Source organism: Aquirufa sp. ROCK2-A2 (assembly GCF_054558485.1).
In genome coordinates this window covers 1-11,915 of record NZ_JBPXKA010000016.1, presented here as the reverse complement: position 1 = coordinate 11,915, position 11,915 = coordinate 1, and the positions used below count along the sequence as shown (strand labels likewise).

General features: G+C 38.6%; 9 protein-coding genes. 5 read left to right on the top strand and 4 right to left on the bottom strand.

Annotated features, from left to right (window positions below):
• Window positions 1–91 precede the first annotated feature (91 nt).
• Window positions 92–1,288, top strand: coding sequence for an IS256 family transposase (locus tag V7S76_RS13210; RefSeq protein WP_459508595.1), 1,197 nt, complete (start codon window positions 92–94; stop codon window positions 1,286–1,288).
• A gap of 102 nt (window positions 1,289–1,390) precedes the next feature.
• Here V7S76_RS13210 and V7S76_RS13205 read toward each other — a convergent pair whose 3' ends face one another.
• The 3 genes from V7S76_RS13205 to tpiA form a co-directional block, all read right to left on the bottom strand.
• Window positions 1,391–2,779: an efflux RND transporter periplasmic adaptor subunit gene (locus V7S76_RS13205; protein ID WP_459510616.1), complete on the bottom strand. Its 1,389-nt coding sequence runs from the start codon at window positions 2,777–2,779 to the stop codon at window positions 1,391–1,393.
• Between the two features lie 18 nt (window positions 2,780–2,797).
• Window positions 2,798–4,261: a TolC family protein gene (locus V7S76_RS13200; protein WP_459510615.1), complete on the bottom strand. Its 1,464-nt coding sequence runs from the start codon at window positions 4,259–4,261 to the stop codon at window positions 2,798–2,800.
• A gap of 157 nt (window positions 4,262–4,418) precedes the next feature.
• On the bottom strand, window positions 4,419–5,180 hold the full coding sequence (tpiA, locus tag V7S76_RS13195; RefSeq protein ID WP_459510614.1) for a triose-phosphate isomerase: 762 nt from the start codon (window positions 5,178–5,180) through the stop codon (window positions 4,419–4,421).
• Between the two features lie 99 nt (window positions 5,181–5,279).
• Between tpiA and V7S76_RS13190 the strand changes: the two genes are divergently transcribed.
• The 4 genes from V7S76_RS13190 to V7S76_RS13175 are packed head-to-tail and all read left to right on the top strand — an operon-like array spanning window position 5,280 to window position 11,651.
• Window positions 5,280–8,417 (top strand): glycoside hydrolase family 3 N-terminal domain-containing protein, encoded by a 3,138-nt coding sequence (locus V7S76_RS13190; RefSeq protein ID WP_459510613.1) that lies wholly within the window; start codon window positions 5,280–5,282, stop codon window positions 8,415–8,417.
• A complete protein-coding gene (locus tag V7S76_RS13185) occupies window positions 8,417–9,313 on the top strand; it encodes a TIGR01777 family oxidoreductase (protein WP_459510612.1) in 897 nt (298 codons plus the stop codon). Before V7S76_RS13190 ends, V7S76_RS13185 begins: the two co-directional genes overlap by 1 nt.
• Window positions 9,306–9,887: an LOG family protein gene (locus V7S76_RS13180; RefSeq protein ID WP_459510611.1), complete on the top strand. Its 582-nt coding sequence runs from the start codon at window positions 9,306–9,308 to the stop codon at window positions 9,885–9,887. The genes V7S76_RS13185 and V7S76_RS13180 overlap by 8 nt, the downstream gene beginning before the upstream one ends.
• Before the next feature lie 15 nt (window positions 9,888–9,902).
• Window positions 9,903–11,651 carry an OmpA family protein gene (locus V7S76_RS13175; RefSeq protein ID WP_459510610.1) on the top strand — a complete coding sequence of 583 codons (1,749 nt, stop codon included), beginning with the start codon at window positions 9,903–9,905 and terminating at the stop codon, window positions 11,649–11,651.
• Between the two features lie 71 nt (window positions 11,652–11,722).
• Here V7S76_RS13175 and V7S76_RS13170 read toward each other — a convergent pair.
• Window positions 11,723–11,915, bottom strand: a 193-nt coding sequence (locus V7S76_RS13170; protein WP_459510609.1) for a hypothetical protein, incomplete at its 5' end; no start/stop codon positions are given.

Here is an 11,915-nt window from a genome sequence, read left to right as displayed (position 1 = left end):
GGCACCATCTCAAAAAGTGTGTAAGTGAAAAATAGTGTTGGTTTCGGCCTTCACTATTTTTTTTTTACATTTAAACATTAATGAGATGGAATTGAAAACACAAGATTCATTAACAGATGCTTTCTTAAAGCAACTTAAGACTGGAGAAGAACTCCAAGCTTTTTTACGAGATATTCACAAGCGAGGCTTGGAGAAGATTCTTGAAGGAGAACTTGATGCTCATTTGGGCTACGACAAGTACGAAAAAACACCTAGTTCTAATGCTCGTAATGGCACGCAGAAAAAGGTGATTAAAACTGAATTTGGAGAAACCCAAATTGAGGTTCCACGAGACCGAGAATCCAGCTTTGATCCTATACTGGTTCCTAAACGAAGCAGGTATTCTACAGGTGTTGAAAACCTCATTGTTTCGCTTTATTCCAAAGGAATGAGCGTGAGTGACATCGAACAAGAGATTAAAGAGATCTATCAGTTCGAACTATCTACCTCGGCTATTTCACGTGTCACAGAGCGAATTGTGGAGGATTCTATCGCCTGGCAGAATCGCCCACTTGATGCGGTATACTTAGTGGTGTGGATGGATGGGATTGTTTTTAAGGTTCGAGAGAATTCCAAGGTCGTAAACAAAACAGTCTACTTAGCCATTGGATTAAATCGAGACGGACGCAAAGAGGTACTTGGAATGTGGTTAGGAAAAAATGAGAGTTCAAGCTTCTGGATGGGGGTATTAACGGATTTAAGGGCCCGTGGCGTTGAGGATATCCTAATTACGGCAACAGATAACTTAAACGGTTTCACGCAAACAATCCGAGCAGTTTTTCCTGAATCTCAAACGCAAATTTGTGTTGTTCATCAGATTCGCAATGCTTGTCGCTATGTGGTTTGGAAGGATAAAAAAGAGTTCTCGCGCGATATGAAACACATATATGATGCTCCTACCAAACAAGCAGCTGAAGCCGCATTCAAAGACTTTAGCCTTAAATGGGGTAAGAAATATCCTTACGCTATTCGCTCTTGGGAAGACAATTGGGATGAACTAACCGTCTTTTTTGATTTTCCTCTCGAAATTAGAAAGATTATTTACACGACGAATCTGATTGAAAACCTGAACGGAAAGATCCGTAAGTACACCAAAAATAAGCTCTCGTTTCCCACAGATGACGCACTAATGAAGTCCGTTTATTTAGCAATCAACGAAGCCACCAAGAAATGGGGTATGCCAATTCACAACTGGGGAATTATTTTGAATCAATTTTTGGCTATATTTGAAAAAAGGCTCCGAATTTAAAAGCAAATCCGAAGCCCCTGTTTTTTACTTACACAGTTTATGGGATAGTGTCATTATTACCTTTTAATTAAAAAACTATAATTCATGATTCATAATTCATCATTACTTTTTACCATCCTTCTTCTTCACCAACTCTCCATCTTTCAACTTCTTGGCAACCGTCGCATAAGGGCCTGAAATAATCTCTTGGCCAGCTTTTAAGCCAGAAACAATTTCAATGTTCTCAAAATCCGAAATCCCTGTCTTCACTTCAATCATCTTCACCTTGCCTTTCTCACTCACAAAAACCACTTCTTTTGTCTTCTCTTTACGCGCTTTTGCTGTTTGAGCATCTTCTTCTTTTTCTTCTTCTGAATTTTCACCCTCCGGTTTACCGTTGCCTCCTTTAGCCTCCTCTTTTATTTCTCCACCAATCTCTCTCGTTGTAACTGCCGCCAATGGCACCGTTAATACTCCGTCTTTTCTGTTGGTCAAAATCTCCACAGAAGCCGTCATACCGGGCTTTAATGGATACGATAATTTACCTTTGATCAAATCACTGTAAGAACTTCTCAATACTCGAATCTTTACCTCAAACTCAGTTACCGCATCATTGCTCACCGCCGCACTCGTTCCCGTAGAATTAGCAGAACTCGCAATCTCATACACCACTCCTTTGAACTTGCGCTCGCTCGATGTATAAGCATCCACATCAATCATTACCGTATCTCCCAAACTAACCCTTGTAATGTCATTCTCATTCACATTTACACGTACCTCCATGTTGTTCAAATTCGCAATGCGCAACATTTCCGTTCCTGCCATTTGTGAGGTTCCTACCACACGCTCTCCTAATTCAACATTCAATTTGGAAATAATCCCACTCTGTGGCGCGTAAATCGTCGTTTTAGTTAAATTGGTTTTAGCCTCTTTCAATGCCGCCTCAGAACTTTTAACATTAAAATTCGATGCTTTTACATTGGCTTTGGCCGACTCTAAATCTTGTTTCGCTACATTATAAGCCGAAGCAAATTGATCAAAATCTGAATCCGAAATCACTTTATCTTTGTGCAACTTCACATTTCTATCATAATCAATCTTCGCCTTGCCCAACCTAGCTTCACTTTGTGCCAAAACCGCTTTGCTTTGCTCTTCACTCGCTTTCATGGAATTTACTTGCGCCTCCGCTCTAGCTAATAAGGATACATAATTGTCTGGACGAATCTTCAATAATACTTGTCCTGCAACCACCGAATCCCCTTCCGTAATATTCAAGGCAACAATCTCCCCCGATACATCTGGTGAAACTTTCACTTCCACTTCCGGTTGTATTTTTCCTGAAGCAGAAACTTTTTCAATAACAGTCGCCAATTTTGCTTTCGTAAATTCCACCTCCGTTGGCTCAACTTTTCCTATCCAACCCGCTTGTTTTGCTGTAAATAAGCCCAAAAATACGACTACCACTATCCCGCCGATAATCAACCAAGTCTTTTTGCTATTTCCCTTTGCCATTTGTAAAATATTTTTCGATTAAAATGTTAAATTTTTTCCTTGATAATAATCCAAAACTTTGGTTCTAAATACATAATCATATCTAGCTTGAACCAAACTCAATTTCGCTTTGTCCAAATTCGTTTTTTGTAAATTGTAACTCACAAAATCAATGGTGCCCGCACTAAATTTACTTTCTGCAGAACGAAATGATTCCTCCAAGGCAGAAACTTGATCAACCGATGCATCGTATTTTTTAGCTGCATTCGTCATATTGACATACGCTTGCTCAATGTTTTGACGCAAAGTTAATCGAGCTTTGCTCGCTTCTAATTCAGCACTTTCCTTCTGCAAACTTGCTTGTGAAACCCTTGTCTTGTTTTGATATTTAGCGAAAATCGGAATGTTTAAATTCAAACTAACAACCTTATTTTGCGTATTATTAATTTGCTCAAAATAATCCACCGTTTGACCTTCTCCGTATTTCGGTTGTTGAGCAATGATCGGATAATTAACTCCGCCTACTTGAACATTTCCTAAAGTAACATCTTGGGTTCCTAAGTATTGAACCGATTTTAAGGCATTACTCTGATTGGCAGACCAACTTCCACTTAAGGATAAAGTCGGTAATCGAAAGGCTTTCGCAATATCAATGTTTTTGTCAGCTCCTTTCACTCGAAATTCGGCAGCTTTGATAGATGGTTGAGATTCTAGGGCTTTCGCGTAAATTTCAGTTATTCCCAATTCATATAAGGATGAACTTGGCACAGGAACCGAAATTCGGTCTAATTGAAAATCTGCAATGCTGGAATCATTTAATAATTGAAGCAAGGTCAGTTTATTGATGTCTAAATTACTTTGAAAAGAAACCACATTCGACTCCTCATTGGCCAATTGTGCTTTTAAGTCCAACACGTTGGATTGAGGCAAAGAACCCGCAGCGACCAATTTTTGCGTTCTTTCCATTTGCAATTTGGTAATCCCCGTTTGCGTTTTTGCAATGGACAATTGATCTTCTGCATTTAAAATGGTCAAATAAGAAAGGACCACTTGCATGGAAATATTTTCGCGCATGGCTTGTAAATCCTCTTGGGTAGCCTTTAAATTATAATCGTTTTGTAAAATGCTGTTTTTCAACTGCCCACCATTAAAAATGGTCACATTCGCATTTACACCCACGTTATTGTAATTGATGTTTCGAGAATCATACCCATTGGTATAAGGGTTGATACTACGGCCAAAACTAGCTGCTTGATTAATATTACCATTGACACTTGGTAACTGATTGTATTTGGACTGCTGATATTGCAATTCTGCATTGCGCAGATTCACCTGATATGATTTTACATTCAAATTGTGCAACAATGCGATATCCACCGCTTTTGCTAGTGATAATTTGATGGGAGCCGTACTTTGAACAGCACTTTGCCCATGAACATGGAAAACGAAACTCGATATTGCCAGAATAGCAATAGATTTTTTTACATACTTAGTTAAATACATAGCGACCCAATCAAAATGAAATCAAAACTACTAAGATTGGTTGGAATGAGAACTTATTTTGGGATAAGCGGAGGTTATGATGTATAAGGTATGAATTGTGTACTTTGTGTTAAAAATTAGTATTTAGTTTTTTCCACAAAGTACACAAATACTAAAATTAAAACGAAGTAGCAATGGTAATGAAATCACCAGCCTTCAAAGAAGCGCCACCGATTAATCCACCATCCACATCTGCACAAGCAAATAATTCTTGTGCATTTTGTGCATTGCAACTTCCTCCATATAAAATGGAACAAGCATCCGCAGCTGCTTGACCGTATTGTTTCGCTAAATGTGCTCTTAAATATGCATGCATTTCTTGTGCTTGTGCCGAAGAGGCTGTTAATCCTGTTCCAATTGCCCAAATAGGCTCATAAGCAATCACGATTTTTGAAAAATCGTCAGCTGATAAATGAAACAAGCTTTCTGTTAATTGTTGAGCTACATATTCCAAAAAGTCGCCACCTTCACGCAATTCCAAACTTTCTCCACAACAAAACAAAGGCGTTAATCCATTCGCCAAAGCAGCATCTACTTTTGCCGCTAATTGAGCATTGGTTTCTTGGAAATATTGACGGCGTTCGGAATGCCCTAAGATGACATATTGTACTCCAGCAGAAGCCAACATCGCTGCAGAAATTTCACCTGTATAAGCTCCAGATGCTTTTTCATGGCAATTTTGAGCAGCAACAGCTAAATTTGCGATACCTTCAATGGATTTATTTACTTCCGATAAATACAAAGCTGGCGTAGCCATGATCACTTGTACATCTGCCGACACATCTGATTTCACTAATTGGCTAACTTCATTCGCTAATTCCAAAGCTTCAGAAGCTGTCTTATTCATTTTCCAGTTTCCTGCAACAATCTTTTTTCTCATACGTTCATCTATTTTTGAAACGCAAATTTACAATTCATTTTCAATTTTTATTTTCTATTTTTACTTTAATTTACCAATACTTCGTTTATTCACATCACTATGAAATTATTTCAAAGGCTTTCTTCTATTTTCAGTTGCATCCTGCTATTAATCAGTTTTCAATCCAATAGTCAAGCCCCCTCTTCCCTTTTTACCCACAATCACCAAAACTGGGTGGATTCTGTGTTTAACTCGCTTTCCTTAGATGAAAAAATTGGTCAAGTCTTAATGCCTCGTGCGAATTCCAATCCAAGCTACGATACCACTCGTTTATACTCCATCGTACGCGATTACCATGTGGGGGGATTTGTGTTTTTTGCTGGTTATCCTACCAACCAAGCTCGATTGGTAAATAAGCTCCAAAGCATGTCGAAAGTACCCATGTTTATCGGCATGGACTTAGAATGGGGCTTAAATATGCGTTTAGATTCTACCGTTCGATATCCTTACCAAATGACCTTAGGTGCGATTCAAGGAAATGATGCATTGATTGAAAAAATGGGTTACCAAATTGCCCAACAATGCAAAAGAATGGGTGTTCATATCAATTATGCACCCGTAGTTGATGTCAATAATAATCCCTTAAATCCAGTGATTAATTTCCGCTCTTTTGGCGAAGATCGCGAATTAGTTACCCAAAAAGCCCTTGCCTACATGCGTGGTTTACAAAAAGGCGGCATCATTACTTCGGCTAAGCATTTTCCTGGCCATGGAGATACGGGTGTGGATTCTCATTATGATATTCCTGTCTTGACTCATTCCAGAAATCGTTTGGATAGTTTGGAATTATATCCTTACAAAGAGCTGATTAACAATGGTTTACAAGGGGTAATGGTCGGGCATTTAAATATCCCCAGTTTGGATACCACCGCTAGTTTAGCTTCTACATTATCCCGCCCAATTGTGAATGGCCTTCTAAGAGAGGAAATGAAGTTCAATGGATTGGTGTTTACCGATGCCATGGACATGAAAGGGGCCACGAAAATGTTTCCAGAAGGAACCGCGAATGTGAAAGCATTCTTGGCGGGCAACGATATTTTAGAAACATTTGTGGATGTGCCTGCGGCATTTAATGCCATCAAAAAAGCCATTGTCAATGGAGAAATCACGGAAGAAGAATTAAATATTCGAGTAAAAAGAATATTAAATGCCAAAGCCTGGGCCGATTTACAAGCCTATCAACCGATTGAAATTGACCATTTGATTGAGGATTTGAACCCAGTAGCTGCAGAAGTTTTGAATAAATCATTGGCGGAAAAATCCTTGGTTTTATTAAAAAATCCAGAAGATTTGGTTCCATTGAGGAATTTGGACAAAAGAAAAATAGCCACCTTAGCCATAGGAAAGCCCAATTATGGTCAAAAATTCCCCACCGAATTCCAAAAAATGGCCGAAAATTACCTAGAAATGGATCATTACTATTTGGATGAAACCAGTGCAGATACAACAATCAATCGAATTGAAAATACCTTAAAAAACTATACGACCGTTTTAATGGGTATTCATGGTATTTCGATTCGCCCAGCGAATAATCACAACCTCAAGCCTTCTATTATTACGTTGGTCAATCGTTTTGTGAATGCTAAAACTGTGGTCGTGCATTTTGCCAATGCCATGACATTGACCAAATTTGATAGCCTTAAAAACGCGGGAGCATTGATTAGCACTTTGCAAGAAGGTATTCCGCAAATGGAAGTAGCCGCAGAAGTGATTTTTGGAGGTTTACCTGCCGAAGGCAAATTTCCTGTTACTTTAAACAAAGAATATTACCGCAATTTAGGAATTATGAGTCCAAGTTTGGGCCGTTTGCAGTACAATGTACTTCCTGAATCGGTTGGTATCAATGGTAAATATTTGACCAAAAATGTTGATTCCTTAGCCAATTTAGCCATCCAAGTGAAAGGCGCACCCGGAGTAGTGGTCTTAATTGCCAAAGAAGGCAAAGTGATTTACCACAAAGCTTTTGGGACGCCCACTTATGAGTCGACAGTGCCTTTAAACAAATCAGACATTTTTGATTTAGCCTCCATTACCAAAATAAGTACCTCGGTACCAGCCTTGATGAAATGGCAAGATGAAGGTCGTTTCAATGTCAATGAAACCATGGATGAATTTATCCCAGCCTTGGCCAAAACCAACAAGGGTCCATTAAAATACATCGATGTATTGACTCATCAAGCAAGGTTAAAGGCTTGGATTCCTTTTTGGAGAGATTACATAGATAGCACCGAAATGATTTTGAGAAGTAAAAAATTCAATGCTACCTATGCCAAAAAAGATATGAAATTTACCTATGTTGAAAAGTACGTCAACAAGGCACAAGGAGAGGAGAGGTTAAAAAAATTGATTGAAAAAAATCCCAAACTTTGGGATAGCACGGTGAATTATGCCAATGAAATTATTCGTTGGAAACCAAGAACCCTATCGTATGCGAAATCAGAGGATTTTCCTACGCAAGTGACGGCCAACCTTTGGGCACATAAAACCTTGAAAGGGCAAATTACGCAAGCCATCATTGATTCGCCTTTAAGAGAGAAAAAAGAATATGTTTATTCGGATTTATCTTATTATTTATTGCCACAACTAAGCGATAAAATGTTTGGCAAAACTTGGCCTGAATATTTAACTAGCACATTTTATGCGCCGTTAGGGGCAAAAACATTGGTTTACCAAGCCGACAAACATTTTCCATTGTCTAGAATTATTCCTACCGAATATGATTCCTTGTTCAGAAAAGTATTGATTCATGGAAAAGTACATGATGAAGGAGCGGCCTTATTGGATGGGATTTCAGGTCATGCGGGATTATTCGGAAATGCGAATGATTTAGCAAAATTGATGCAAATGTATTTACAGAAAGGTTATTATGGAGGACAACAATTTATTCAACCAGAAACCATGAAAACGTGGACCTCCTATCCATTTTCCGAATCAGAAAATTCAAGAAGAGGAATTGGATTTGATAAACCTGATCGAAAAAAAGCGGGTGTTTCCGCTGCGGCTTCTGCAAGTGAAGAAAGTTTCGGACATTCGGGCTTTACGGGCACTTATACATGGATTGATCCTGTGAGCAATTTGGTTTACGTATTTTTATCCAACCGCGTTTATCCAACCAGAAATAATAGTAAGATAAGTGATTTAAACATTCGCACGGGAATTAACGAAGTTATTTACCAAGCGATTAAAAAAGGAAATTAATGCACATTTTAATCACTGGCGGAACGGGATTTATCGGAAAAGAATTACATGCTTTTTTGGTACAAAACGGACATCAAGTCAAAATCCTATCCCGTAAAGGCGGTGATTACACTTGGAATATTGAACAACAATCCATCGATTCCCACACCCTAGATGGCATCGATTGCATCGTTCACTTAGCCGGAGCAGGTATAGCAGATAAACCTTGGACCAAATCCCGTAAAGCGGAATTAATCGCATCAAGGGTAGAAAGTACACAGTTATTAGTAAAGCTGTTAACATCCACGCCACACCAAGTAAAATCGTTTATTTCAGCCTCCGCCATTGGATTTTACGGAGCCGATTCTGGAGAAGAAATTTGTACGGAAGAAAGTCCAGCCGGAAATGATTTTTTGGCAGATTGTACCCAACAATGGGAAAAGGCCGTTGATCAAATAGCAGACCTAGGCATACGAACCATAAAAATTCGAATAGGACTGGTGTTATCGGGAAAAGGAGGCATTTTTCCTGTGTTGGCGAGGCCTATCCGTTGGGGAGTTGGTACGATTTTAGGGACAGGCAGACAATGGCAATCCTGGATTCATTTATCAGATTTAGTAGAAATTTTTCAGGTTTGTATCGAAAATAATTCTTTAACTGGGGTGTTTAATGCCGTCGCTCCGCAGCCCATACGACACAAAGAAATGACGCAAATAATAGCCAAAAAATTGCACAGGCCACTTTTTTTGCCCGCTGTTCCTGCTTGGATACTACGAGTATTCCTAGGCGAAATGGCTTTGTTGGTTACAGGAGGCAACCATGTTTCTTCTGAACGGATACAAAAAGAAGCGAATTTTTCGTTTAGTTTTGTAGAATTTTCCAAAGCCCTATCTGAAATAGTAACACACCATGTCTAAAAATGTATTAGTTTATTGCGGTTCTTCCAAAGGTTACAACAGCATCTATGAAAATGAAGTAAAAAAATTGGCACAAGCTTTGAAAAAGCATGATTGTAAAATCATTTTCGGTGCAGGAAGTGTGGGACTAATGGGCGTTTTGGCTGATGAATTTTTACGTTTAGATGGCGAATGTATCGGAGTTATTCCATCCTTCATGGAGCCTTGGGAAGTAAAACACAAAGGAATTCAAGAATGCATTGTAACGGAAACGATGCATACCCGAAAACAAATCATGGCAGAAAAAGCCGATGCCGTGATTACTTTACCGGGAGGATTTGGTTCCATGGATGAATTATTTGAAATCTTAACGTGGAAGCAATTGGATTTGCATGAAATGCCCATTGGAATCTTAAATATTAATCATTATTACGATTTATTGATTCAACAAATGGACCACATGGTGAAAGAAGGCTTTCTTAAGCAAGCCAATTTGGACGCCCTGCACATCGACACAGATCCTGAGGCGATGGTGGAATATATGTTGAAATATGCTCCTGAGAAAATGGAGAAAAAATGGATTTATAGAGGATAAAAAACTACCACAAAAATGCATAAATACCTTTCCTTATTCCTTTTATTCAATGGATTTTGCCTTTTAGGCCAAACTGCTCCCCTGGCAGAAAATTTGGGTACAGCGGTCAATTCGATTTATTCGGAATTGAATCCCGTGATGGCACCCGATGGAAAAACCCTGTATTTCGGCAGAAAAAATCACCCACAAAATAAATTTGGTGCATTGGGAACAGAAACCGTTGCTGGTTCACAAGATATTTGGTTTAGTGAATTGATGGGTGGGGTTTGGAGTTCAGCAAAAAGAATGTCGGATATTTTAAACCGAGATCAATACAATACCATTCTTTCTATTTCTCCAGACGGCCAAACGATTTTAGTCAAAGGTGCCTACGTAAACGGGCAATATGAAACTCGTGGATTTTCTATCTCGAAAAAAACGGCCACTGGATGGACCATCCCTGAAAAATTAAAGATTCCGAAATACGAACAAATGAGCAAAGGGAAAAATGAATATGCTTATTTAAGTATGGATGGAAAGGTTTTATTATTGGCGTTTTCGGAAAAGAAAAATAGCGAAAATGATGATTTATATGTGAGCTTTTTAGAAGACGACCAATGGTCCAAACCTGAAAATTTAGGCAGAAAAATCAACACCGATTATTCTGAAACAACCCCATTTTTAGCTGCTGATGGTAAAACTTTGTATTTCTCATCTGATCGACCAGGAGGGAAAGGGAGTCATGATATTTACATGGCGAGAAGAATAGATGATAATTGGTTGAATTGGAGAACGGCTTTGCATTTGGAAGAACCCTTCAATACGGAAGATTACGATGCTTATTATTCCCTTTCAGCGAAAGGCGATTATGCCTATTTTCTGTCTGGCAAAAATAGCCTTGGAAAAAAAGATATATTCCGTTTCAAAACATCCGAGTTCAACCAAGAAGAAACCGTTAAGGAAGAGCCGATCATCGCTAAAAAGACCAATAACAAATCAGAAAAAGATGTAACCAAATCAAATAAATCAGCTGAAAATTCTGATGCCAATTCCAACAAAGAAAAAATTACTCCAGCGATGCCCAAAGAGGATGCCCCACTTTTGGTACAACAAAATGCTAAATCGAGTCCGCGTTTAGGTTCGTCTGAGCAATCAGAGGCTGTCGTATTAGTATCCGGCAAGGTATTTAATCCAAATAGCGGTAAAGCACCCGAGGATGCAAGCATTAGCTATGAAGATTTATCCACAGGCAAAACAATAGGTATAGCCAAGCCAGACCCCAATACAGGTATCTATAAACTGGTTTTACCATATGGTGTTAATTATGGAATTACCGCCAAAGCCAAAGGTTTTATCCCAAGTTCTCTTAATATTGATTTAAGTAAAATTAGAGGGCGATATTTAGAATTAGATGAAAAAGATTTGGTAATGGCACCCATTGCCAAAGGTTCTAGCGTAACCATCAACAACTTGTTTTTTGAGCTAAACAAAGCAGCATTGCAGCCAGAATCGGAGCCAGAATTGAAACGTATTGTTTCCGTATTAAGTGAAAATATGAATTTGGTTATTGAAATCAGCGGACATACGGATAATACCGGATCGGATGAAATCAATCAAAAATTGTCATTAGACAGAGCTGATGCGGTGAAAACCTATCTTCTGGGCGCAGGTATCAAGACAGAACGAATCAAAACCAAAGGATATGGTTCTAAGAAACCTAAAGCTTCCAATGATTCCGATGAAGGTCGATCGATTAACAGAAGGGTGGATATTGAGATACTTTAATAGGTAAAAGGTAATAGGTAAAAGGTAATAGGTAATAATGCGAATTAAGGGTTGAAATATTCATTATTGCTTCAACATTCGATATAGCATTGCCATTTATTGGTTAATTTATTTTCCATGGCATTTCTTTTTTTTAAAAAAAAAGAAACAAAAAAACTTATTTTCTGCCAGTTAATCCAAGACGAATCAGCAAGCTGACCGATTTTCACTACGCTTTCGGCTATTTTCTTTGACCCTGACGCACATACCCTATGCGCATTGTCA

Coding starts and splice junctions, on each gene's coding strand:
- V7S76_RS13205 (WP_459510616.1), bottom strand. CDS start 2,779: ATGGCAAAGGGAAATAGCAAAAAGACTTGGTTGATTATCGGCGGGATA.
- V7S76_RS13200 (WP_459510615.1), bottom strand. CDS start 4,261: ATGTATTTAACTAAGTATGTAAAAAAATCTATTGCTATTCTGGCAATA.
- tpiA (WP_459510614.1), bottom strand. CDS start 5,180: ATGAGAAAAAAGATTGTTGCAGGAAACTGGAAAATGAATAAGACAGCT.
- V7S76_RS13190 (WP_459510613.1), top strand. CDS start 5,280: ATGAAATTATTTCAAAGGCTTTCTTCTATTTTCAGTTGCATCCTGCTA.
- V7S76_RS13185 (WP_459510612.1), top strand. CDS start 8,417: ATGCACATTTTAATCACTGGCGGAACGGGATTTATCGGAAAAGAATTA.
- V7S76_RS13180 (WP_459510611.1), top strand. CDS start 9,306: ATGTCTAAAAATGTATTAGTTTATTGCGGTTCTTCCAAAGGTTACAAC.
- V7S76_RS13175 (WP_459510610.1), top strand. CDS start 9,903: ATGCATAAATACCTTTCCTTATTCCTTTTATTCAATGGATTTTGCCTT.